The organism is Virgibacillus proomii (assembly GCF_900162615.1).
In the GTDB taxonomy this organism is placed as follows: Bacteria; Bacillota; Bacilli; order Bacillales; family Amphibacillaceae; genus Virgibacillus; species Virgibacillus proomii.
In genome coordinates, this window is sequence record NZ_FUFN01000009.1 from 649,647 (window position 1) to 675,511 (window position 25,865).

Annotated in this window: 23 protein-coding genes and 1 pseudogene; all 24 read right to left on the reverse strand. The window is 37.9% G+C overall.

The window, feature by feature from the left end; all coding sequences use genetic code 11:
* Positions 1-3: 3 nt before the first annotated feature.
* Positions 4-240, reverse strand: a pseudogene (locus BN1066_RS20645) (dipeptide epimerase); the annotation flags it as partial.
* A 19-nt stretch (positions 241-259) separates the two neighbouring features.
* Positions 260-1,177: a S66 peptidase family protein gene (locus tag BN1066_RS05740; RefSeq protein ID WP_077318498.1), complete on the reverse strand. Its 918-nt coding sequence runs from the start codon at positions 1,175-1,177 to the stop codon at positions 260-262.
* 51 nt (positions 1,178-1,228) lie between these two features.
* Positions 1,229-2,866: a peptide ABC transporter substrate-binding protein gene (locus BN1066_RS05745; protein ID WP_281250250.1), complete on the reverse strand. Its 1,638-nt coding sequence runs from the start codon at positions 2,864-2,866 to the stop codon at positions 1,229-1,231.
* 19 nt (positions 2,867-2,885) lie between these two features.
* Positions 2,886-3,890, reverse strand: coding sequence for an ABC transporter ATP-binding protein (locus BN1066_RS05750; protein WP_077318499.1), 1,005 nt, complete (start codon positions 3,888-3,890; stop codon positions 2,886-2,888).
* Between the two features lie 8 nt (positions 3,891-3,898).
* A complete protein-coding gene (locus tag BN1066_RS05755; RefSeq protein ID WP_077318500.1) occupies positions 3,899-4,858 on the reverse strand; it encodes an ABC transporter permease in 960 nt (319 codons plus the stop codon).
* A 1-nt stretch (position 4,859) separates the two neighbouring features.
* A complete protein-coding gene (locus BN1066_RS05760; RefSeq protein ID WP_077318501.1) occupies positions 4,860-5,792 on the reverse strand; it encodes an ABC transporter permease in 933 nt (310 codons plus the stop codon).
* Positions 5,793-5,804: 12 nt separating this feature from the next.
* On the reverse strand, positions 5,805-6,629 hold the full coding sequence (locus tag BN1066_RS05765; protein ID WP_077318502.1) for a M55 family metallopeptidase: 825 nt from the start codon (positions 6,627-6,629) through the stop codon (positions 5,805-5,807).
* 705 nt (positions 6,630-7,334) lie between these two features.
* A complete protein-coding gene (gene murA / locus BN1066_RS05770; protein WP_077318503.1) occupies positions 7,335-8,663 on the reverse strand; it encodes a UDP-N-acetylglucosamine 1-carboxyvinyltransferase in 1,329 nt (442 codons plus the stop codon).
* 34 nt (positions 8,664-8,697) lie between these two features.
* On the reverse strand, positions 8,698-9,417 hold the full coding sequence (locus BN1066_RS05775) for a YwmB family TATA-box binding protein (protein WP_179104296.1): 720 nt from the start codon (positions 9,415-9,417) through the stop codon (positions 8,698-8,700).
* An 88-nt stretch (positions 9,418-9,505) separates the two neighbouring features.
* Complete coding sequence (locus tag BN1066_RS05780; RefSeq protein WP_077318505.1) at positions 9,506-9,736, reverse strand: DUF1146 family protein; 231 nt, start codon at positions 9,734-9,736, stop codon at positions 9,506-9,508.
* A gap of 877 nt (positions 9,737-10,613) precedes the next feature.
* The gene (locus tag BN1066_RS05785; RefSeq protein ID WP_143695742.1) at positions 10,614-11,018 is read right to left on the reverse strand and encodes a F0F1 ATP synthase subunit epsilon; all 405 of its coding nucleotides are present in this window, start codon (positions 11,016-11,018) and stop codon (positions 10,614-10,616) included.
* 100 nt (positions 11,019-11,118) lie between these two features.
* On the reverse strand, positions 11,119-12,522 hold the full coding sequence (gene atpD, locus BN1066_RS05790) for a F0F1 ATP synthase subunit beta (protein ID WP_077318506.1): 1,404 nt from the start codon (positions 12,520-12,522) through the stop codon (positions 11,119-11,121).
* A gap of 43 nt (positions 12,523-12,565) precedes the next feature.
* Entirely contained in the window at positions 12,566-13,435 is an 870-nt protein-coding gene (atpG, locus tag BN1066_RS05795) for an ATP synthase F1 subunit gamma (RefSeq protein ID WP_077318507.1), read from the reverse strand.
* Between the two features lie 51 nt (positions 13,436-13,486).
* A complete protein-coding gene (gene atpA / locus BN1066_RS05800) occupies positions 13,487-15,001 on the reverse strand; it encodes a F0F1 ATP synthase subunit alpha (RefSeq protein WP_077318508.1) in 1,515 nt (504 codons plus the stop codon).
* 18 nt (positions 15,002-15,019) lie between these two features.
* Positions 15,020-15,565, reverse strand: coding sequence for a F0F1 ATP synthase subunit delta (locus tag BN1066_RS05805; RefSeq protein ID WP_077318509.1), 546 nt, complete (start codon positions 15,563-15,565; stop codon positions 15,020-15,022).
* Positions 15,562-16,089 carry a F0F1 ATP synthase subunit B gene (atpF, locus tag BN1066_RS05810; RefSeq protein WP_077318510.1) on the reverse strand — a complete coding sequence of 176 codons (528 nt, stop codon included), beginning with the start codon at positions 16,087-16,089 and terminating at the stop codon, positions 15,562-15,564. Before atpF ends, BN1066_RS05805 begins: the two co-directional genes overlap by 4 nt.
* Positions 16,090-16,202: 113 nt before the next feature.
* Positions 16,203-16,415: a F0F1 ATP synthase subunit C gene (gene atpE / locus BN1066_RS05815; RefSeq protein ID WP_077318511.1), complete on the reverse strand. Its 213-nt coding sequence runs from the start codon at positions 16,413-16,415 to the stop codon at positions 16,203-16,205.
* A gap of 48 nt (positions 16,416-16,463) precedes the next feature.
* Positions 16,464-17,186 carry a F0F1 ATP synthase subunit A gene (gene atpB, locus BN1066_RS05820; protein ID WP_077318512.1) on the reverse strand — a complete coding sequence of 241 codons (723 nt, stop codon included), beginning with the start codon at positions 17,184-17,186 and terminating at the stop codon, positions 16,464-16,466.
* Between the two features lie 5 nt (positions 17,187-17,191).
* Complete coding sequence (locus BN1066_RS05825) at positions 17,192-17,578, reverse strand: ATP synthase subunit I (protein WP_077318513.1); 387 nt, start codon at positions 17,576-17,578, stop codon at positions 17,192-17,194.
* 456 nt (positions 17,579-18,034) lie between these two features.
* On the reverse strand, positions 18,035-20,242 hold the full coding sequence (locus BN1066_RS05830) for a S8 family serine peptidase (RefSeq protein ID WP_077318514.1): 2,208 nt from the start codon (positions 20,240-20,242) through the stop codon (positions 18,035-18,037).
* 540 nt (positions 20,243-20,782) lie between these two features.
* Complete coding sequence (gene wecB / locus BN1066_RS05835) at positions 20,783-21,898, reverse strand: non-hydrolyzing UDP-N-acetylglucosamine 2-epimerase (protein ID WP_077318515.1); 1,116 nt, start codon at positions 21,896-21,898, stop codon at positions 20,783-20,785.
* A gap of 165 nt (positions 21,899-22,063) precedes the next feature.
* Positions 22,064-22,693: a uracil phosphoribosyltransferase gene (gene upp, locus BN1066_RS05840; protein WP_077318516.1), complete on the reverse strand. Its 630-nt coding sequence runs from the start codon at positions 22,691-22,693 to the stop codon at positions 22,064-22,066.
* 603 nt (positions 22,694-23,296) lie between these two features.
* Positions 23,297-24,541, reverse strand: coding sequence for a serine hydroxymethyltransferase (locus BN1066_RS05845; RefSeq protein ID WP_077318517.1), 1,245 nt, complete (start codon positions 24,539-24,541; stop codon positions 23,297-23,299).
* Between the two features lie 359 nt (positions 24,542-24,900).
* On the reverse strand, positions 24,901-25,449 hold the full coding sequence (locus BN1066_RS05850) for a TIGR01440 family protein (RefSeq protein WP_077318518.1): 549 nt from the start codon (positions 25,447-25,449) through the stop codon (positions 24,901-24,903).
* Positions 25,450-25,865 lie beyond the last annotated feature (416 nt).

The following is a 25,865-nucleotide window of genomic DNA, read 5'->3' on the forward strand; positions in this document are numbered from 1 at the left end:
ATATAATAATGTCTTCCTAAGCAGTAACGGTTTAAACACATGATGGATACTAAACTCAATACTCTCACCAGTGATGACATGTGTTGGCGGAGCTTCTCCCCAACCAGTTATTCTATTATCACATACCTTAGCTTGACAACTGTTGTTTCAGCTGTAGTAACCGTACGTAATGCTGTTTTGTTTTAAACGGAGTATATAAAGGCACTGCTGACGAAATGTTTTTATTTCTTTTATGACCATATTTATCCCCCACATCCTACTAGCATACACCCGGCTGAATTTTCAATGTTTTTTGTTTCGTCGATAATTTTGCTTCTGTCCCTAAAGGAATAGCTATATTTGGCATACAATGGCCTATTTTAAAGCCTGCTAATACAGGTATATCTAAATCAGACAAATAATCATTAAAAACACGTTCCAATGTTAAAGACGGAACGATCTTTGGGCAAGCACCGGCAAAATCGCCTAATACAATTCCGGCTGCACTAGCAAGCTTTCCGGAGAGCTTTAATTGATTCAACATTCTATCCACCTTATAAGGTTCTTCCCCAATGTCTTCGAGTAAAACAATTCGATTTGTTGTATCGATTTCAAACGGAGTACCTAGTGTACTGACCAAGATAGATAAATTTCCCCCTACGAGCATTCCTGTCGCTTCTCCGTTAGCAATAACATATAAAGGAGCGATTTGTTCTGTATAGGTATACGTCATTGGTTGAAATAACTGTTTAAACATCACTGCAGATATAGAATCAAAATCATCTCTTCCAATATCAGAGGAAAGCATGGGACCATGAAATGTGACAAGTCCTGTTCGTTGACGAATGGCTGTATGTAAATATGTTATATCACTATATCCCCAAATGATTTTTGGTTGCTTTTTCATCCAGCTATAAGGAAGCTGTAATGCTATCCGTGCCGTTCCATATCCTCCTCTAGCAAAGATAATTGCTTTAATTGACGGATCCACGATCATGCTTTGGAAATCCTCCAGTCGTTCTCTGTCGTTCCCTGCGAGATAGCCATCCACTTTATTCACATGTTCCCCTAACCGCACCTCTAGTCCCATTTTTTCCAAAAACAATATTCCTTGCTGCAACCTGCTACTATCTGGTGGACCTGCAGGTGCAAGAATACCAACAGTATCTCCTTGGTGAAGTCTAGGAGGATAAATCATTTGATCCCTTCTTTCCTAGAAACAGGGGCTGATTTATGGGCCCCTGTTAACCTATTGTTTATCAGCATATTTTAAATCCAGGTAACCAACTGGGTGGCGGTGAATATTCGTAACTCCTTCCTGTAACACTTCTACTTGGTTGTAATAACGAATTGGAAAAATCGGCATTTCTTCAGCTAATAGCTTTTCTGCTTCATACATATATTCCCAACGTTTCTTTTCGTCTACTGCTGACTTTGCATTTGCAATGAACTCATCATATTTTTCATTTGACCAGCCAGTTCGATTCATATAAGAACCGGTAATGAAACTTTCTAAGAAATTAATTGGATCAGCATAGTCATATAAGAAAGAACTTCGTGACAATTGATGTTTTAATGCTTTTTGATCCTCTAGAAATACATTCCATTCCGTATTTTCAAGTTCTACATCAACACCAAGATGTTCACTAATCATTCCTTGCAATGTTTCTGCTACATCTTTATTAACATGATCCGTATTATATGACAATGTTACGTTAGGAAGTTCATCATACCCTTCTTCCTTCATTCCCTCTTCCAATAATGCTTTTGCTTCCTCTGGATTAAAAGAAATAAGATCCTCATTAACATCTCTAAAATCTTTTCCTTCCGGGTTCGTAAATCCTGGGGATACAAAACCGAAAGCTGGTTCTACTTTGTTTTTCACTACAAATTCTGCGATCTCTTTTTGATCAATTGCCAAAGCAAATGCTTTCCGAATTTTTATATTTTGAAACGGTTCCTCTGTCACATTAAACCGGTAAAAATCCAACCCGCCCTGCTCAACAATTTGTACATTTTCCCCATCAATCAATTGATCGGATAATTCTGCTGGAATTTCTGCTGAATCTAATTCCCCTCTTTCAAACATTTGATATTCTGTATTTACATCATCAATCATCGTCCAATGCACACCATCTAATCGTACATTTTCTGCATCCCAATATTCTTTGTTTTTACTAAACACCATTTCATTATCATGTTTCCAAGCATCTAACTTAAATGGACCGTTCGCAACAAATGTATTTGCTTCGGTGTGCCATTCTGGATTTTCTTCAGCAACTTTATGATTTACCGGAAAAAAAGCCGGGTTTGTTATTAAATGCAGAAAAAAGCCTGTTGGACTCTCTAATTCTACTTCAAGTGTTTTCTCATCTACTGCAGTAAGACCTAAATCATCTTTAGAGCCTTTACCATTGTTAAATGCTTCGCCACCTTTAATAAAATAACCGAGAAATCCTGCAGCTGAACCAGTATCCGGATTTAATAACCTTTCCCAAGCAAAAATAAAATCCTTTGCTACAACTGGGTCTCCATTTGACCAATTTGCATCCTTTCGTAAATGAAATGTGTACGTTTTTCCATCCTCCGAAACATCCCACCTCTCTGCAATTGCTGGTTGCGGTTGATGATCATCTCCTAAGCGAGTTAACCCTTCCAGCAAATTATTTAAAGCATCCCACGAAACATTATCAAAGCCGATTGCCGGGTCAAAAGATGTCGGTTCCCGGCCATTATTTAATTTTAAAACTTTTTGACCAATGCTTTCCTCTGCTCCGTTTTGTTTACTGTTATCTTTCGGTTCTTCTCCAGCTCCTTTCTTCGCAGTACATGCAGCTAAAGCGACAACAAAAAGAATGATGACCATACTGACTAACCACTTCTTCACACCTTTTTCCTCCTTAGTTTTATTTAAGTGCTGTTAGTTCTAACAGCTGCTTCGCCCGCCTATCCTGCATCCAGCAATTCACCTTATGAGATTTGCTCTTATCAATCGTGTTCGGGTAAACTTTATCACACACCTCCATTGCTAGCGGACATCTCGCAGTAAATGGGCAGCCTTGTGGTGGGGAGAATAAATCAGGTGGAGTCCCGTCAATTGGCTTGAGCTTCCCTCCCTTTACATCAAGACGGGGAACTGAATTTAGCAACCCTTTTGTATAGGGATGTTGCGCTTGATAAAAAATCTCACGTTTAGACCCAACCTCTATGATCTTTCCTGCATACATAACAGCAATTCGATCTGCTATTTTAGCAACAACGCCTAAATCATGCGTGATTAGAATAATAGCTACTTTAGTTGCTGCCTGAATCTTTTCAAACAACTCCAGAATTTGTGCTTGAATTGTTACATCGAGCGCGGTTGTTGGCTCATCAGCAATTAATAGTTCTGGTTCACAAATGAGCGCCATTGCAATTACAATTCGCTGCCTCATCCCACCACTAAACTGATGAGGATATTGCTTCAAACGTTCTATTGGATTGGGGATGCCAACTAATTGCAGCATTTCTAATGCTTTGGCTTTTGCCTGGTCGGCGCTAAGTTGCTGATGTTTGCGTACACCCTCCATTACTTGTGTTCCAATGGTTAGCGTTGGGTTTAATGCTGTCATCGGGTCCTGAAAAATCATGGAAATATCAATTCCGCGAACAGATCGCATTTGCTTTTCCGATAAACTTGTCAATACTTTATTTTTAAATGTAATCGTCCCTTTTGTTATTTTTCCAGGCGGATCGGGAATCAGCTGCATAATCGCATTAGCCGTAACACTTTTACCACAACCAGACTCGCCAACAATCGCTAAGGTCTCTCCTTGATGTAATTTAAAATCAACACCACGAACCGCCTTAACAGTTCCTCCATAGGTGGAAAATGTAACATGTAAATCATTTACTTCAAGTAATTTCTCCATTTGCTCACCTACTTTCTCAGTTTCGGGTCTAGTGCGTCCTGAAGCCCGTCACCTAACACATTAAATGCAAACATGGTAAAGGATATAAAAAAGGCTGGAAAAAATAATGTCCACCAGTGACCGGATAAAATTGCACCTAGGGAGTCATTCGCCATCACACCCCAACTCGCAAACGGTGCTTGAATACCCAGACCCAAAAAACTTAAAAATGCTTCTGCAAAAATGGCGCTGGGGACGGTTAAGGTCATTTGTATAATGATTGGACCCATCGTATTTGGTAATAAATTTTTGCGGATAATCCGTGATGTCTTTGCACCAAATGATTTAGAGGCCAGAACAAACTCATAATTTTTAATTTGCAATACTTGCCCCCGAACAATTCTGGCCATGCCTACCCAACCGGTGACCGTTAAGGCTATAATAATGGTCGCTAGGCTCGGACCCAAGACAACCAATAATAAAATAACGACGAGCAGATATGGAAGACCGTACAAAACCTCAATAATCCGCATCATTATATGATCGGTTCGCCCTCCTTTATAACCAGCTATACCGCCATAAACTATTCCTATCGTAAAATCGATGAGTGCTGCCATAACTCCAACAAACAATGATATTCGCGCCCCATACCAAGTCCTAGTAAACACATCACGTCCTGCATTGTCTGTTCCAAACCAATGCGCTTTGGATGGGGGCTGATATTGATTCGGCAAATCTTGTTTATTTACATCGTAAGGTGATAGGATTGGCCCAACGTTTGCAAAAATAGCAAGGATAACTAAAAAGATGAGACCCGTCATTGCAAGTTTATTCTTGACAAGTCTCCTCCAAGCATCCTTCCAATAAGACAAGGATGGTCTGGATACAGTCTGCATCTCCGCTTTATCCTTTTCTTTCCAAGTGAACCAAGCATCCGGAATATTTGCTGGAGAAGGAAGTTGTTTGGATGTTTTTTCTGCCACATTCATCTTATTTTCCTCCCTTCTTATGCAACTTAATTCTCGGATCTAAAAGTCCGTATACAATATCAACGAGAAATAGCATGATAATGAGGAACGCACTATAAAATACAGTTGTTCCCATAATAACTGGATAATCACGCTGATTTATGCTTTCTACAAAATACTTGCCCATGCCCGGAACAGCAAAAATTTTTTCTATCACAAATGTTCCTGTCAAAATTCCTGCTAAGAGCGTGCCCATAATTGTGATAACGGGCATTAATGCGTTTTTTAATGCATGTTTAATAACTATTTTCCATGGAGATAGTCCCTTTGCTCGAGCCATTTTTATGTAATCTTGTGTTAATACTTCTAGCATGGTTGACCTTGTTAATCTAGCAATAATAGCCATTGGTCCAGTAGCAAGTGCAGTAATTGGTAAGATCATATGGGCTGGACTCAGCCATCTGGCTACAGGGAAAAGTTCAATATTAACAGCCAACTGCTGAATGAGAAGTGTAGCTAGCACGAAATTTGGAATTGATATACCTAAAACAGCAAATCCCATTGCTACGTAATCAATAATTTGATTATGTTTTAATGCTGCAAAAACCCCCAGTGTTACTCCAGATAAAACGGCAACAATAATGGTTATAATCCCTAATTCAAATGAAATTGGAAAACCGCGCATCAGCATATCGTTCACTGTTTGCGACGGCTGCTTTATGGATGGACCAAAATCGAACGTTACAATCGACTTTAAATATAAAAAGTATTGCACAATATAAGGTTCATCCAGATTATAATGCGCCTCTAAATTAGCCTGTACGACCTCATTAGTCCCTCTCTCACTATTAAACGGTGATCCTGGTATGGTAACCATCAGAATAAAGGTTAATGTTACAATTACCCACAGAGTTACCAGCATAATGAGTAAGCGCTTTAATATGTAACGAAGCATGGACTTTCCTCCTTATGAAAACCTCGTATTCATAGCAAGTTCTGTCATAACAAGCATCGCTTGATACGCTTCTAAAATATCTTTTGCTTTGAATGTAACAATCGTTGAATTTGGCTCTATGTACGTACCCGGCATTAAATTTGCCCATTCTGCTTGGCCATAGTTTGCAAATTCAATTCGCAGCACCGGTTGTTTTGGAGGAATAAGTGGTTGAACATGATGACGTCGTTCCATCGCATCATTTATTCTGGCAGATAATATCTCATTTGCTTTTGTTGGTGTAAGGCTATATACAGAGGATCGAGATATCGTATTTTTTACTGCTACAGCAGTGACATTAGGAATAAGCGCTTCTGCTTCTTGAGCTGCTTGATCATCACCAGTAACGGCTAAAACGGGTACATCATAGAAACCTGCAAGATATGCATTAAATCCCATTTCTCCAATTTCGTGATCATTAAGATACATGGTTCTTACAGCATGAATCATGGTATGCGACATTACCCCAAACTGACCGGCACGTACATGGTAACCAATAAACATTGCTCCATCAAAGGTACTATCCAAACCTTCCATCATAGAAAATGGCTTAACATCTCCGGTAATCAGTTTTGCTTCTGGATGTAGATGCTCAATAAGTATATTATTCATTTTGGAATGACTATCATTAACTAATACTTCTGTACATCCCTTTTTTAAAGCAGCAACAATCACGCAATTTATTTCCTCTGTCATGACTTTTCTTGATCGTTCATAATTATGCATAGTAGCTTTAACAAATGATTCATCCGGCAAGCCCGTTATCCCTTCCATATCTGCAGAAATATATAATTTCATTATTGAACGATCACTCCTCTAATGTTTAAATTTTCTTAAATTTTACCATATATAGAATGAAAAGAAAAGTGCATATTCTTATGATTAAAACTGTAATTTTATTTTAATTTTCGATGCGCCGTTTCTACAATTTAAACTTCTCCGTATTCTCTAAAGTCTTGAAGAGAGAGTCTTAACGATGCCTTAGATGCAGGATAACAAAGCAGGTTACTTGTGAATGTGAAGTTGATAAGATGTGAAAAAGGAGAATATAGTAGCAGGAGTTTCCATCAAAATAATAGGCTTATTCACAGTCTTGATGGGGCGGATAAAATGAACATGGTTTTTTCATAGGCTCGAGGCAGCTTTTAAAGTTTGTCCTGTATCAATATAATGTTTTTAAGTAAACTAATATATTTATTTTTAGCGTTGAAATCTTTGGCAATTCAAATGCTAACTATTATACATAAATTAATGTATAGATAATTTCCGCACAATTCCTTATATGTTTCATGTATAACATATAAACAAATAAAAACAGATGATACAATTCTTCATCTGTTTTTATACTATCTATTAATTGAATGTGATTTAAAATAGAACTTGGAATATATAAGCGTGAATTGACAGAATGAAATAGAATTGTATATAACTATAAATTCCAAATGATTCATTTCACCAAGTTAATTCTTAACTTACAGGTATTACGAAGAGACAGGTAAACTATTAGGACAGCTCTGCCGCAATCGTTTTGTTTAAATGTTCGACTTTCATAAATGGAACGACTGTATTCCCATTATCATCTACCCTTTCCACATCTGCCCCTAAAGCTGCTAATTTGCCAGCAAAGTTAACATAACCGCGGTCAAGATGTTTTAATTCTGTTACTCTCGTCACACCGTCAGCGGCTAATCCAGCTAATACTAATGCTGCTGCTGCACGCAAATCTGTAGCTGCTACTTCAGCTCCTTGTAAATCACTAGGCCCTTCAATAATTACACTATGACCTTCAATTTTCATTTTTGCATTCATGCGTCTGAATTCTTCAACATGCATAAATCGATTTTCAAAAACTGTCTCTGTGATTACACTTGTACCTTCTGCTGCCAGCATCAAAGCCATCATTTGTGATTGCATATCTGTAGGAAACCCAGGATGCGGTAATGTTTTAATGTCTGTAGCTTTCAATTTCTTTGGTCCTATAACTCTCAGTCCATTTTCTTCTTCAATAACCTTTACATTCATTTCCTCTAATTTTGAAATAACAGAGCGCAGATGCTCAGGAACTGCATTTTGGATCAACACATTACCTTGTGTAATTGCTGCTGCTACCATAAACGTTCCCGCTTCCACACGGTCAGGAATAATTGAATGTTCCACGCCGCGCAACTTTTCAACGCCCTCAATACGGATCGTTTCTGTTCCCGCACCAACTATTTTGGCACCCATCTTATTAAGGTAATTTGCTAAGTCGACGATTTCAGGCTCTTTTGCACTATTTTCAATGATTGTTTTTCCTTCAGCCAATGCTGCTGCCATCATAATATTTTCAGTTGCACCGACACTAGGCATATCTAAATAAATTTTTGCACCTTTAAGACGCTTGCTGACTTTTAGTTCAACAAACCCATTACCAACATGAGTTTCTGCCCCCATTGCTTCAAAACCCTTTAGATGTAAATCTATAGGTCTTGAACCGATGGCACACCCCCCTGGCATAGCAACTTTTGCATGACCATAGCGTGCCAATAAAGGTCCTATAACGAGGACAGAGGCACGCATTTTCCGAACATATTCAAATGGAGCTTCTGTGATCAATTGATTGGAAGCATCTACCGTTACTGTATTACTTTCAAAATGTACGTTAGCATTTATACTCCTTAATACTTGGTTTATTGTATATACATCAGCAAGTTCAGGAACATCTTTTATAACGCTTTTTCCTTCACTAGCAATAAGACTAGCGGCAATGACAGGAAGCACAGCATTTTTAGCACCTTCAATTTTAACAGTGCCTTTTAATTGGTGTCCGCCTCTTACGATGATTTTTTCCATATTCCAAATCTCCTTCAGATCCAATTTCATTATATTAATATTCATTTATTAGGATAGGTGTTCCTATCATGTATGTAGGATTGTCCGATCCAGTTTCTGTTACTGCAATTTGAAAATTCATGGGAACACTGTCGATTGAAATCTGTTGATTCCACAGTGGTGTATACCCGTATATAATTTTTTTATGCACTGATTTTTTAACTGTATCGAATTGTGTCTGTATTTGTTCAACTTGAAAATAATTTATGAGCATGTTTAAAAAATAGTCACCATTAATTATATCATTTTCTTTAGTCGCCAGACAAGAAAATCTCTTTGCCTTGGCTGAAAAATAATTATCTACACTGGAGTTGACGATTTCTCTATATTCTTGTGCAATAATGTGATTCCAACTACTTCCTTGAATGACAACTACCAGTTCTGCAGATAGTTTTTTCTGACGCGGAAGGCTCACACTATAAGATACGTCTATATTTCCAGTAATGCGACTGTTTTTAAAAGAAATTTTTATTATTTTTTTATGTTTTGTCACTGTTTTGTCATACTTAGCACTCAATGCTTTAATTAACGCTTCTGCTTGTTGATGTGAAAATGATTCTTTCCAAGTAGTTTGCCAATTTTCTATTTCCACTTGATTATTGACTACAAACGAAGCCATATCTGTCAACTCATCGGTATAAGCTTCTGCTGGTTGAGTCATCATATTATTCGATATAAATAATAATAGGATACATAGAATAATAGATTTTCTCATAATAAAATCCCCCATTTTTCACACATAGTCTATCTATAGTATGATCAGGGAGACATAAAGACATACAGTACAAATGGCGACAAATTTATTAAAATAAATGATTTAAGTCTCTAGACCATTGTAACACTTCTAAGAAGAATCGGCTTACTCCAGAACCTATTACAATCGTCAAAAACAAAATCAAAATTTGAGCTTCTTTCGCTCTTCCTTTCCTTATTAACGGTTCAAAATTAACCGACATCATTAATCGCCATGTCAAGTAAATAAACAGAAGATGTGATATGATGCCAATAATCGCTTGTTGACCTATCGAAAACATACAAACCACCTTTAATCTTTACTGTTAGAAGATGTTCAAGAAGTCAAGTAAAAATGACAGAGCAGCTTGTTTAAATGGCTGAAACTTTTTCTCTCACGAACTTTTCAATCAAATTTACTCTCTTTTTAAAACACATACTATTAGTACTTTGCCATGAATACAGAAAAAAGTCAATGTGAGTTTTTACGTGTTGTTTATTAAGTCCCCTTTCATACTAATCATATTTTTCCTTTTCCTAATTTTCTCTTGCATCTTCCTATGATCTTGATGACAAAAACATAACAAAACTACGTTGATACTTCCTCATTTCCCGGGAAATATCGACAAAAAGCCAGTAATCTAAAGGTAAAATGAATATACATTCATTTTAGGGGAGATATATTAATATATTTAACATTAAGTTCTAAGGGGAGTCCATTGGAGTAATTTTAAATAGAGTAAATATAGCAAGACCAAAGTCCCGATGCTCGGTTCAGGTAGCGGCATCCAAACAACAGCACTTCTGATTAAAGTAAAACTTCATTTAAGGAGTGCAACAGGGGTATGCCGACGTCTAAGCAGCAAGTACGTTTTAGCCGACGCCTTCCTTTAGATTTGAGCCGGCATTGACTTATTGTAGGAAGGAGATCAAAGTTTGCTAGCCGCTCGATCGCTTAAGCTAGACGACGAAGCTATTTTCAAGAAAGATAGTCACCATATAAAAAAAGATAGCTTTTCCTAAACAGGGAAATTGGTAAACGCAAATATTTTGGGCAGGTGACTTGTTTACCGTTGCTAATAATGAAAATGTAAAACCGTCACTTCCAATTCTAAGCATACATATAAGCTTTATATATGCAAAAAATCTCTTATAACAAGGTTATAAGAGATTTTTTGGCTACCTGCTGACACTACTGACATTTAAACGATTTAACGCCCGACGTAGTGCTAACTCCGCTCTTAACATATCAATATGATCCTGCTTAGACTGGAGTCGGCGTTCAGCGCGTTCCTTTGCTCGTTTTGCTCGTTCAATATCAATATCTGAAGGCTTTTCAGCAGACTGTGCTAAAATTGTCACTTGATCTGGTCGGACTTCCATGAAACCGCCGTTAACTGCCAATTTATCTTCACTATTACCACGCTTGAGACGTACAGCATTAATTGACAGTGGAGCAACAAGCGGAATATGTCCGGGTAAAATCCCTAACTCCCCGCTTTCTGCTTTACAGCTTACCATTTCATAATCGTCTTCCAATACTGGTCCATCAGGAGTAACAACACTTACAGTTAGTGTTTTCAAAGTAACCCCTCCTCCACTTGACATAAAGGCGGCCAATAAATAATAATTATTCATCAACCGTTTCAGCAATTGTAATTTGCTGCTTCACCTTTTATGTCACTTATTGCATACTTTTTGCTTTTTCTACAACTTCTTCGATGCGACCAACTAAACGGAACGCATCCTCAGGTAAATCATCATGCTTTCCTTCTAATATTTCTTTAAACCCTTTAACCGTTTCCTCTACTGGTACATAAGATCCCTTTTGCCCAGTAAATTGTTCAGCTACGTGGAAATTCTGGGATAAGAAGAATTGAATACGCCGTGCACGAGCGACTACAAGTTTATCTTCATCACTTAATTCATCCATACCCAAGATAGCAATAATATCCTGTAATTCACGATAACGTTGAAGTGTTTTTTGCACTTCTACTGCTACTTGATAATGCTCTTCTCCAACAATTTCAGGATCTAGTGCTCGAGATGTAGAAGCTAATGGATCCACCGCTGGGTAAATTCCTTGTTCTGATAAGCCACGGTCAAGGTTAGTGGTAGCATCCAAGTGAGCAAACGTGGTTGCTGGTGCAGGGTCTGTATAGTCATCAGCTGGTACATAAATAGCTTGAATTGATGTAACAGAACCTTTTTTTGTTGACGTAATTCGTTCCTGCAATTGTCCCATCTCTGTTGCCAAAGTTGGTTGATAACCAACCGCAGAAGGCATACGTCCTAATAATGCAGACACTTCGGAACCTGCTTGCGTAAAACGGAAAATATTATCAATAAATAGCAACACATCTTGTCCTTGTTCATCACGGAAGTATTCTGCCATTGTTAATCCCGTTAATGCAACACGCATACGAGCTCCAGGCGGTTCGTTCATTTGCCCAAATACCATGGCTGTTTTAGAGATAACCCCTGAATCCTTCATTTCAAAGTAAAGATCATTTCCTTCACGTGTACGTTCACCAACACCGGCAAATACAGAAATTCCACCGTGTTCTTGTGCGATATTATTAATCAGTTCCTGAATAAGTACCGTTTTTCCAACACCGGCACCACCAAATAAACCAATTTTACCACCTTTTACATAAGGTGCTAGTAAATCTACAACTTTAATTCCTGTCTCTAAAATCTCGGTTTCGGTTGTTAAATCTTCAAAGTCCGGTGACTTTCTATGGATAGGGTCACGGCGGACATCCGCTGGTAACGGCTCTTCTAAATCAATATTGTCTCCAAGTACATTAAATACTCGCCCTAATGTAACATCTCCAACCGGAACAGAAATTGGTCTTCCTTTATCTTCTACTTCCAATCCGCGCTTTAAGCCATCAGTAGATGACATAGCAATCGTACGAACCGTATTATCACCTAAATGAAGAGCAACTTCTAAAGTAAGCTCTGTATTAACTGCTCCATCAGCAGCTTTAACAACAAGAGCGTTGTGTATATCTGGTAACAGACCGTCTTCGAATTTAACGTCAACGACAGGTCCCATTACTTGTGTAATACGTCCTTTGCTCATCGAATTTCCCTCCTAACGTACTTTCAGAAATGATTCGAGGAAGCTACTCTAGTGCAGCTACCCCACCACTAATTTCTGTAATTTCCTGTGTAATTGCAGCTTGACGCACACGGTTATAGGTCAATGTTAGTTTATCAATAAGCTCACCAGCATTATCTGTGGCGCTCTTCATCGCTGTCATACTTGCCGCATGCTCACTCGCTTTACCCTCTAATATTGCTCCATAAATAAGACTTTCAGCATACTGCGGTAAAAGTACTTCGAGGATTTGCTGCTCATTTGGTTCATATTCATATTCATCATGAAAGCTTGTATTGTTACTATGTTCCTCTATATCAGTAATTGGTAACAATTTAGTTGTCGTCACCTGTTGAGAAATGGCACTAACATAATGGTTATATAGGATATATAGCTCATCGATTTCTTCATCTGCATATAATTGAACAGTTTCTGATGCGATCTGTTTTATATCTGCAAAGTCAGGTTGATCTCCAATACCAATAATACTCTGAGCTATTGGCAGATCCATTTTTTTACAAAATTCATAACCCTTTCGACCAATCGTAATAATCGTGTAATCCTCTTTGGATTGATGGCGTTCTTGAATTTTATGATAAAGGCTTTTTAAAATATTACTATTGTAAGCACCAACTAAACCTTTATCTGCTGTTATTATCATATAGCCCGTTTTTTTCACTTCCCGTTTCTCAAGCATTGGATGAGTTGCATCCGTTGCAGAACTGGCAATATGAGCTACTACTTCTTGAATTTTTTTACTATATGGCTCGAAAGCTTTTGTATTTTGCTCTGCCTTTGCCATTTTAGATGCAGATACCATTTGCATAGCAGAAGTTATTTTTCTTGTTTTCTTCGTAGAGTTAATTCTACTTTGAATATCCCTAAGTGATGCCAAGCTTGTTCACCGCCCTTTCCGCTAAAGGTTACGTGTTACGTAAACATAGAACTATTTGTCCTCAGATGGCAAAAATGTTTTTTTGAATGCTTCAATTGCTTCATTCATCTCTGACTCATCTGGTAATTGTCCAGTTTCCCGAATAGATGCTAATAATTCTTTACGATTATTATCCATCCAGGTATTCATTTCTTCCTCAAAGCGAAGTATGTCTTCAACTGCAATATCATCAAGGAAACCTTTGGTTAAAGCATAAAGACTCATGACTTGCTTTTCAACTGGCATTGGTTTATGAAGTCCTTGCTTTAGAATTTCTACGGTGCGTTCTCCGCGATTTAGCTTCGCTTGTGTTGCTTTATCAAGATCAGAGCCAAACTGGGCAAATGCTTCAAGTTCACGATAAGATGCAAGGTCTAAGCGCAACGTACCAGCAACTTTCTTCATTGCTTTAATTTGAGCCGAACCACCAACACGAGAAACTGATAGACCAGCATTAATTGCCGGACGAACGCCAGAGAAAAACAAATCAGATTGCAAGAATATTTGACCATCTGTGATCGAAATTACGTTTGTCGGAATATATGCTGAAATATCACCGGCTTGTGTTTCTACAAATGGTAGAGCCGTTAAAGAACCGCCACCTTTTGCATCGCTTAATTTAGCTGCCCTTTCCAATAAACGTGAGTGGATGTAGAATACATCTCCAGGAAATGCTTCACGACCAGGAGGACGGCGCAATAGCAACGAAAGTTCACGATAGGCTACTGCCTGCTTAGATAAATCATCATAAACAACAAGTACATGCTTGCCGTTGTACATGAATTCTTCTCCCATTGCTACACCGGCATATGGGGCTAAGTATAATAGCGGTGCTGGATCAGATGCACCAGCTGATACAACAATTGTATAATCTAATGCACCATAACGACGGAAAGTCTCAACAGTGCTTCGTACCGTCGAATCCTTTTGACCAATAGCGACATAAATACAAATCATATCTTGATCTGCTTGGTTTAGAATTGTATCGACAGCTACAGTTGTCTTCCCTGTTTGACGGTCTCCGATAATCAATTCCCGTTGACCACGACCAATTGGAACGAGGGCATCAATTGCTTTAATCCCTGTTTGTAATGGTTCATCAACGGATTTACGATCCATTACCCCAGGTGCAGGCGCTTCAATTGGGCGAGTTTTTGTTGTTTCCACTGCTCCCTTTCCATCTAATGGTTGGCCTAGTGGATTTACTACTCGTCCAATTAATTCCTCCCCAACAGGTACTTGCATAATACGCCCAGTACGACGAACTTCATCGCCTTCTTTAATTTCCGAATAAGGACCAAGGATAACTATCCCAACATTGCTTTCTTCAAGGTTTTGGGCTAATCCCATTACACCGTTTGAAAATTCCAGCAGCTCACCAGCCATAACATCATCAAGACCGTGAGCACGTGCAATACCGTCACCAATTTCAATAACTGTACCGACATTGCTTACTTCGATATCTGTATCAAATGTTTCTATTTGCTGCTTAATCAAGCTACTTATTTCTTCAGCTTTGATGCTCATACCATTTCACCCCTATCTTCATTTGTTTGCAGTTACAAGGTTTCGTTCAATTCGTTTTAACATACCACTAACGGAACCATCATAGATCGTGTTACCAACACGGATCTTCATGCCACCAATCAGTGAGGGTTCAACAACATTAGTAAGTTGAATCGCTCGTTTATTAAAACGCTTCGCGAAAGTAGCCTCTAACTGTCGGCACTCTTCATCCGTTAATTTTCGAACGGAATAGACCGTTGCAGCCGCAATTCCCTTCGCATCATTTACTAACTGGATAAAATGATCAACAATAGCTGGAAGCAATTCAATCCGATGGCGTTCTACGAGAAGTTTTAACATATTACGCGTTTCTTTCTGACCATCTTTAAAAACATCATCTAGAATTTGTTGCTTCTTCGCTTTACTTATGCGAGGGTGTGTTAAAAAAGTGTACACATTTTTATTTTCTTCAAAAGCTTTCTTTACCGCTGTCAGCTCTTGAGCAAGTGAATCCAATGTTGACGTTTCTTTACCTAGTTGGAAAAGAGCATCTGCATAACGCTTTGCTACCGTTACATGACTCATAGCTCTTCTCCTACCTCTTTAATGTATTCATTGATCAGTTTCTCCTGATCTTTTTCATCAATTTCTTTTTCAATTACTTTTGTTGCAATTAATACAGATAGTGAAGCAACTTTATCCTGTAAAGCCTGTAACGCTTTTTCTTTTTCATTTTGAATGTCAGCCTGAGCGGATTCTTTCAAGCGCGCAGCCTCTTCGCGAGCTGTTTTAATAATTAACTGTTCTTGTTTTTGTCCCGCTTCTTTTGCATCCTCGATGATCTGTTGAGCTTCCTGTTTCGTTTGTTTCAAACGTTCTGCCGCCTCTTTAGATGCTTTTTCTGCATCCGCGCGACTTTTTTCTGCTGCCTCTATTTCATCAGCTACATATTCTTCACGTTTTTGCATCATATTAATGACAGGACCCCAAGCGAACTTTTTTACTAGAAATAGTAAAAGTAGGAAAAAGAAGAGTTGGATTAGCATGTCGCCTACTCTTAACCCACCAACGCTTGCGCCAACTGTTAATGCGTCAATGTATGAATACATGAACTTCACTCCTTTCGTGATCGTTAACATGCTGAAATTAAATTGTTATTTAATCACATAAAGTAATGGCGAAGACTCTAAAGCTAATCCTCGCCATCTTAACTTATGAAGGTTTACATAAAAATAGCCATAAATGCAATAACGGCTGCCATGATAGGAATGGCTTCAACTAGTGCTACCCCAATAAACATAGTACCTTGTAGTGAACCTTTTAATTCTGGTTGACGAGCAATTCCTTCCACTGTTTTACTAACGATCATTCCGTTACCAAAACCAGCGCCTATCGCTGCCAATCCAATTGCTATTGCTGCTGCTAAAGCTTCCATTTAATACTTCCTCCTTTTTTATAATAAACCTTTTATTTATGTTTTTTATTAATGGTCACTGCTCACTTTATGAGACAAATATACCATTGTTAACATCGTAAATACAAATGCCTGGATACCACCGATGAACACGCTAAATCCCTGCCAAGCAAGCATAGGAATAGCTGCACCTATAAATCCAAATATTCCTGTTTTTGCCAAAGATATAATCAATCCAAATAGCACTTCTCCTGCATAAACGTTACCAAATAGACGAAGACCTAACGTTAATGTATTCGTAAACTCTTCAATAATTTTAAATGGGAGCATAATTGGTGCGGGACTTACATATCCTTTTAGATAATGTTTAATCCCTTGAACTTTTATCCCATAAAAGTGAGTCAATAAAATAACCATACCAGATAACGTCAATGTTAGTGTCGCATCAGCTGTTGGAGATTTCCACCATAAATCATGTCCAACTATCCCTACAGTTGCTACACCTAATAAATTACTTACAAGTATATACGTTATCAGGGTCAAACCAAGCGGCAGAAAGATTTTACCGGTTTTCCAGTCCATCGTATCACTGATAATACCTCTGACAAATTCAACAATCCATTCCATAAAGTTCTGTAGTCCTGTAGGCTTCATTTTCAAATTGCGACTTGCTATGACACTAAGTATAAACACGATGGTTGAAGCAACAGCTATCATAAGGAGATTTGCTAAATTGACATCTAACCAGGAAATACCAAATATGTCTTCTACTATCGGTGCAGTATGTTCCACGTTATTCACCCCTCTTTCTTGCTCGATTGTATAAAGTTATTTAGAGCAAAATCTATCATAATGACGATATAAGATGTCATTAATCCACAAATTACAGCAATGAGATGAAAATAATTTTCAAATCGAATTGCAATTAACACTGCCAGGACAGCAGCTGCTAGTCGTGATAGCGTTCCCAACGTTTTTATCTTCTGTTGGTTTGCTGCTAAATCCCCTAATAGAGCCACCTTCTTCTGAAGTAAATATAAGTTATAAAAACTAATAGCGGCCCCCAGTAACAACCCAAGAAAGATTCGATCATACGGTGTAAATCCGGCTCCTAAAACAAAAACGGCAAGAAGATAGAACATCCATTTTCGCTGGCGATCGACCATTTTTTTATATTCCGCCATAATTCCCTCTTCCCTTGTAATTGATAAAGCATGTAAACTTATAGACAAAAATCGACATGCCTTTAGGTAATAACCGTACCTAAAAAAGAAAGTAATTGTGGAGTCCGTATGTAATAAAAAATCTCTATCTTCTTAGTATATAATAATCGATTTAACTTTACTATGAAGATTATGTGAACAAATGAACAGGTAGTTATCATAATGAAGCTAATTTTAAAACATGATTTAAATCACTACTATTCCACACTAAGCAAGTTTACATTAGCAAACATTTAATGTCAATTGGTTTCATGCATAATTAGCATGATTTTAAGGAATCTTTTACCAAATTTAAAAATAAAGTTTCACATAGAAATGGACAAGAAAAACCTAATTAATGGTATAGTGGATTTTTCTTGTCCAAATTGCGACAATTTTGTGACCAAAGGATGGTCTATGTTTTTGTGAATTACGTTTTTAAATGGGGGGAATATGGATCATTGATTCATAACTAACTACCTCTCCGGTTTCTAAGTGAGCTGTAATAATAGCTAAATAAATCCCCGGGGGGCCAGCTTCGCTCCGTTCTATTTGTCCTTCGTTTACTCCTCGCTTTACATCCTTATGGATGAATAAATTGCGTTCAAAAACTAACGTATCTGAATTGTATAGATCTACTTCTACTTGCTTCGCTGGCTCTGCCATATAAAACCGATAATTAAATATGCGGTTTGAAAGTGGTTTTAGAGTAAATTCCAATCCCATTGCTTTTGGATTATCTGCAGATTCATTGACAAATAAATAAGGCAAATAATATGTTTTATTTTTTTGATGGAGAGTCATCCAACCCTGATGCACACCTTTATCTAATTGTTGAGCGTTTAGTTTTACTCCTATCGTTAGTTTCTTTTTTTCATGTGGAGCTAAAGTAAATGATCTTGGTAATTGCCAGCTCACTCCTTTTTGTTTATAAGGGGTATCAAAATAATACGTCTGTGTGTGATCACTCATATTTTCAATCGTAACCTCTTTTTCTTTCGTGCTGCTATATGAATCAACTAAACCAAATGTTAACTTAGGATCATCAATAATCGTATCCGTTTGAATCGCTTCTTGTGGCCGAACCATTCCCATACCTTGTTCTGTCGACTTTATAGGCTTACCGTCTAACTCCATACGTAGAGCTGTTGTTTTTAAAGCTCCATATATTTGCTGATTAGACCAATTTGGCCTTGCCTCTTTTATTAAAGCAATCACACCGGCAACATGAGGAGCTGCCATACTAGTTCCTTGAAGAGCCTGATAGCCATTAGGTACTGTACTAATAATTCGTGTCCCTGGCGCTACAAGATCCGGTTTAATATTCCAGTTTACAGTCACCGGCCCTCTAGAGCTAAACTTTGCAATCGCTTCTTCTTGGTGCTCGTATATTGTTTCTAATAACAATTGTTCCTGATTTTTTAATTTATTTATTAACCATTGTCCATCATCTTCGGAAATCGATACAACCGGAATATCAAGTTGTTCGTTAACGGAGGAAATATCCCCCTGAAAAAGTTTATCCTCATTATTAGCAATGACTACTGCTTTTGCACCATTTTCTTGAGCCTGTTTAGCCTTTTCAATAAATGGTATTTCATCGCGCTGATATAGTGCAATACTTCCTTTCAAGTCCATGGTTTCTGTTGCATTTACGACTGGATAAAACGTATCTAGTTCCCAAGGAATAGAACCAGCCATGTTTACCATTTCAATTTTTTTATCAGCCCATCGTTCGTATAAGTGTGGCACTTTTTGTTTATTACTTACTGCTCCTACAGACAAAGCCTTATTTGCGGTTGCCGGTGCACCAACCGTCCAATCACCGGGGCCATCATTTCCATTTGCGATAACAACCGCTACTCCCATTTCCACTGCTTTGTTTACAGCAACGCTTGTAGGATAATCAGGACCATTGACACGATTACCTAGAGAAAGGTTAATTACATCTACCTCATCCTTGATGGCTTGCTCCATCGCTGCAATCACTTGAATAGAAGTACCTGTACCCCCTGGCCCTAAAGCACGGTATGCGTAAAGTTCTGCATCAGGAGCAACACCCTTTAACTGACCATTGGCCGCAATAATTCCTGCGACATGTGAACCATGAATGGTAGGTAATCCTTCCTCAGGCTTTGTTTCCATTGGATCATCATCCAAATCGACTAAATCTCTACCAGCTTGGTAATTTTTTTTTAAATCTGGATGTTGGTAATCGACCCCTGTATCAATCACTGCAACTTTTACACCTTTTCCTGTGTAGTCTGTTTTATTCAACTCTGAAGGAAACACGATATTTGAATTATCTTCAATACGTTTTACATGGGGAAAACTAGGGGTTTGATAGGTTTGGACCTGGTGAACATTTTTCACAAACTCTAAGTTTTCCATACGCTTTAATTGCTTTGGTTCACCTTGTAACGCAAGTCCTTGAAATAACTTCGTATAAACTGCTACAACTTCAATGTAAGGATGATACTGTTCCAGATAGTCTTTATGCTTTTTCGGATCTCCTTCTACTTCAATAATTAACGAATGAAGCTCGTCGTTATCTTTCGTATGCTGCAAAGCTAAACTAGGAACATGGAATGGGACCATGATAACTGCTAGCAATATAAAAAACAGAAGACAAGCACGGGTACGCATAACTTATTCCCCCTTTCTCCAACTAGCTTTTGAAGGTGAAGGAAAAAATATACACCCATAAAATGATGTTCAAAGCCTAAGTATCCAATTTCATTATTGGCTTTAGTTATAACTCCTTATGGTTCCAGATGTAATTCTACAAGCAGAAAACTTTGATCACCTACTTCACTACAAAAGAAGAGAAAAATTCCTCGACAAAAAGAATGTACTACTACAGGAAGAGTGAAGCGACTTCGAGGTGCTAGTCGCTGGAGGGTTGTGGATAAATACATACTAAAGTTATCCACCATGAACAAATCTCCAGATACATAAAAGGGGCTGGGGACATAAGCAAATACTACATAGCAAAAACCGAACAATTATTTATAACTGTTCGGTTTGTTTGTGTTTAGAAAAACCTGGCTTATCGCCAAGTCCTTAGCGAAAGCCGTAGTTTTTCTTATACGATAAACCCTAAAATTTTATACTTTCCTATAGTACAAGGGCGATTTTTTGTTCGTTTTTTAATCAGCTCTTTTAGTTTTGTCCCAGCCTTGTATATTATTTACTAAAATAATCGATAATCGCATCGGCAATCCTACGGGAGGCTTGTCCATCACCATAGGGATTAGACGCTTTTGTCATTTTTTCATGCGCAGCTTTATCTGATAATAATTCATTTGCTAAATTGTAAATTGTCTCTTCATCCGTACCAGCTAATTTCAATGTTCCAGCCTCAATACCTTCTGGCCGTTCTGTTGTATCTCTTAGTACTAGCACAGGAACTCCTAATGATGGCGCCTCTTCTTGCACCCCGCCAGAATCTGTTAGAATTAAATATGCATGTGAGGCGAAATTATGAAAATCTACAACCCCTAGAGGTTCAATTAAATCAATTCGATCGTGATTTCCTAAAATTTCTTGAGCCGCCTGCTGAACAACTGGGTTGAGATGAACAGGATAAATAACATGAATATCATGATGTGTTTCAACTAAGCGTTTAATGGCACGAAACATTTGTTGCATATTATTTCCCAAGTTTTCTCTCCGATGAGCAGTCATTAAAACTAATCGCTTTGAACCTAAACGTTCTAGAATAGGGCTGTTATAAGAGGAATCCACAGTTGTTTTTAGCGCATCTATCGCTGTATTTCCCGTTACATAAATTGTTTCTTCTGCCTTGTTCTCCTGCAATAAATTTTGTTTCGATTTTTCGGTAGGAGAGAAATGTAAGTCAGCGATTATCCCTGTTAACTGCCGATTCATTTCTTCCGGAAAAGGAGAATATTTATTCCAAGTTCTTAATCCGGCTTCTACATGTCCAACTGCAATTTGATTATAATAAGCAGCAAGGGAAGCAGCGAAAGTTGTCGTTGTATCTCCATGAACTAGCACAATATCTGGTTTCGTTTTTTTCATTACATCGTCTAAGCCTTCTAAAGCACGAGTGGTAATTTGTGCTAAAGTCTGCTGTTTTTTCATAATGTTTAAATCATAATCTGGAGTAATGTTAAATATTTGCAACACTTGATCTAACATTTCACGATGTTGTGCCGTAACGGTAACAATCGATTCAAATTCCTCTGAGCGTTTATTTAATTCAAGTACAAGTGGAGCCATTTTAATTGCTTCCGGTCGTGTACCAAAAATCGTCATTACTTTAATTCGTTTACTCATTTTTTTCACTCCAGGACCCATCATTTTTACTTTGTCCCTAACTTCGGGGAAATAAGCTAACAATCGTAAGCTGATTGTTTTAAAAGTATAAAATTAAAAAGTTATCTTCACATACGAATCAGCCAATTTGTTATATTGGTAACTTCTCCATCAATGCAAATATCGTTATTTTGTACCAAAAAGCCTGTCTCCAGCATCACCTAAACCGGGAACAATATATCCTTTTTCATTTAGTTTTTCATCTAAAGCTCCCAAATAGATATCAACATCCGGGTGCTCTTTTTTAATTACTTCTACACCTTCAGGAGCTGCAATTAAACACATTAAGCGAACATGCTTTGCACCTCTGTTTTTTAATGAGTGGATCGCATCATTCGCCGATCCTCCTGTAGCTAACATTGGATCTAGCACAATTAATTCACGTTCATGGATATCTGAAGGTAATTTAATATAATATTCTACTGGTTTCAGTGTTTCGGGATCACGATAAAGACCGACATGTCCTACTTTTGCTGCAGGAATTAAATCCAGCATCCCATCTACCATACCTAACCCAGCCCGAAGAATAGGAACTAATCCTATTTTTTTACCAGCCAGTACATTCGAGGTCGTTTTCGTAACTGGTGTTTCAATTATTTTTTCTTGAAGTGGTAAATCTCTAGTAATTTCAAACGCCATCAGCATAGAAACCTCATCAACTAACTCACGAAACTCCTTCGTGCCAGTATTTATATCTCTTATGTACGTTAGTTTATGCTGAATTAGTGGATGGTCTAGTACGAAAACCTTTCCCATGTTGCCGTTCACTCCTTTAATTTAAGTTGCATCTTTAAAATTGTACTCAATATTAGACTTGCTTGCAAGTTGTGCCGAAATCTCGAGAATAGATATTAGAAAACTTGGCTAGTCGCCAAGTCTTTATGACGAAAGCTATCGTTTTTCTTATACGATAAAGTGAAACTCATTCCGTGGAATGCTTTTTACACGGAATGTTAGTTGAACCAATCGGGCATTTAGGTGCCGTTTTCTCCCACTTTGACCCTTTGCACGAACTCAGGACTTGAAGCAGGAGTCTTACGGCACCTTACATGCGGGATAAGGCCAAAAGTTTTATGCTTTCCTATAGTACAAAAAACTATATTTAGAACTGAATTTTCAATCAGTGGAGTTTCTTTTATCCCTCACTGATTATTAGAATGAACAGAATCGGGCATTTGACTTGCGGATTCCTCTACTTATTCTCCTAAGTTCAACCTTGCAGCATTGAAATAGCGTTCTTACTGCCAATTTATGCGGGAAAAATAGATCCATATTATAAACTTCTATATATGTCGAATTAAGTTCTCCTGTTAATTGTACGCAAAGAAGAGATGCTCTTGTCTTGAGCATCTCTGTTTTTTAAGCATATACGGTATAAAGCGGAAACTTTTCTGTCAATGCTTTTACACGTTGTTCAGCTGTTGTTAACGCATTTTCATCTTCATGATTTTTTAATGTAAGCGAAATAATGTTTGCTATTTCCTTCATTTCTTCTTTTCCAAAACCGCGAGTGGTTACTGCTGCCGTTCCAATACGAAGACCACTAGTGATGAATGGACTTTCTTTATCAAAAGGAATTGTATTTTTATTCGCAGTAATTCCGATATCATCAAGTACTTGCTCAGCTATCTTTCCAGTTAATCCAAGTGGAGTAACATCAAGTAATAAAAGATGGTTATCCGTCCCGCCAGAGACAATACGTATTCCTTCTGATTGCAAAGCTTCAGCTAAAGCATTAGCATTTTCAATAATCTTCTTACAATATGTTTTGAATGAATCCGATAAAGCCTCTTTGAAAGAAACAGCTTTTGCTGCAATAATGTGCATAAGTGGTCCGCCTTGCATACCAGGAAATACTGCTTTATCAATTTTTTTTGCATATTCTTCTTTACATAAAATCATACCACCGCGTGGACCACGTAATGTTTTATGGGTAGTTGTTGTTACAAAGTCTGAATATGGTACCGGATTAGGATGTAAACCAGCTGCGACTAAACCAGCGATATGCGCCATATCAACCATTAGATAGGCTCCTACTTGATCTGCAATATCTTTAAATTTTGCAAAATCAATAATTCGTGAATAGGCACTAGCTCCTGCAACTATTAATTTTGGCCTTACTTCCTTAGCTTTTTGTAAAACAGCATCATAGTCTAACTTTTCTGTTTTTTCATCTACGCCATAATCAACAAAATTATAAAGTGTACCACTGAAGTTAACAGGACTGCCATGAGTTAAATGACCACCATGACTAAGATTCATACCGAGCACCGTATCACCTGGTTCTAATACGGTAAAGTAGACAGCCATATTTGCTTGTGCCCCTGAATGAGGCTGTACATTAGCGTGATCAGCACCAAAAAGCTCCTTTGCACGATCTCGAGCTAAATTCTCTGCAACATCTACATGTTCACAGCCACCATAATATCGCTTTCCAGGATAACCTTCTGCATATTTATTCGTCAGTACGGAGCCCATTGCTTCCATAACTGCTTCAGAGACAAAATTCTCCGAGGCAATTAGTTCAATCTTATCTTGCTGGCGCTTTTTTTCAGCTTGGATGGCTTGGTATAATTCAACATCTGTCCGCTTTACATGTTCCATCGTTAATACCTCCTCGAATGTAATAATTTCATTTTATCGTCATTTCGTTTTAAGGACAAATTTATTCATTGAAGGGTGTATTCAAAAAAAGGATAACTAGACCGAGGTCAGCTATGATCAACTTCTTTGAAAAATTGAGATTACTACTTAATCCGTATATTGCAACGCCGAGACTAGCACATCCTGTCGAGTCGAAGATTAAAGCGTCGTAGTATCGAAGTACAGTGTATGTTATTTAGATACATGAGTTATTAAGTTGACTTCCTCGAAACCCTACCCCACGTAGGAAAAGCTTTTCCCTTCCAATTCGCTCTATGATTATTACCGATTTTTTGAACACTCTTTAGAAATAATTCAAATTAAGCTTTAGGATAAACAGCACGGGCTCCGCCAATTCGTTTCGGTCGTGTATAGGCTGCAGTAATTCGGGCGTTTCCAATAAAACGTTCCGTAAATCTGAAGGGGACGGCTACTGATTTTAAATGCATACCAATCATTGTTTCACCGATATCCATACCTGCATGGGCAACTACCGATTCGACTACAACTGGATTCTCAAGTTGTTTAAAAGCATAAGCTGCCATTGCCCCCCCAGCATTTGGAACGGGAATAACCGTCACCTCTTCTAAATGAAGTTGCTCCATCGTACTTCTTTCCATTACAATTGCTCGATTTAAATGTTCACAGCATTGAAAGCAAAGCTGAATACCAGATTTTTTTTGCAGCTTCAATAATTCATTATAAATTACTACTGCAATTTCTTCACTACCAGCTGTCCCAATTCTCTCTCCAGCTACCTCACTTGTGGAACAGCCGACTATAAATAGTTCCCCTTGTTTTAAATAATTAGATTGCAGCCATTCTTCTCGTATTGTAGCTAATTGACCTAACAATTTTTGCTTATCCATGATAATAACACCTGTCCTTTATATTAAAAGAAAGTAAAATTTAAAGTATAGTTGGTCATACCATAAAGCAAAACTTCATTTAGTAGTGGATTTTCCTCCATCTCTGCTGCATGTTAGTATCACAAAGGTATGACCTAAAGACCTCCGAAACGAATCAGGAAATTAGACCGTTATTTCCCATTTAAACTCTTCCTTGTATCTCCTACAATTCTTGAAGTGAGAGTCTTACGGAAACTTTCATTCAGGGTAACTTTTTAAGTTTTACACATAAAATGAACCTTCATTCAGTAGGAGTTTTCTTCCATCTCCTACTGAATGTTAGTTGAACCAATCGGGCATTTAGGTGCCGTTTTCTCCCACTTTGACCCTTTGCACAAACTCTGGACTTAAAGCAGGAGTCTTACGGCACCTTACAT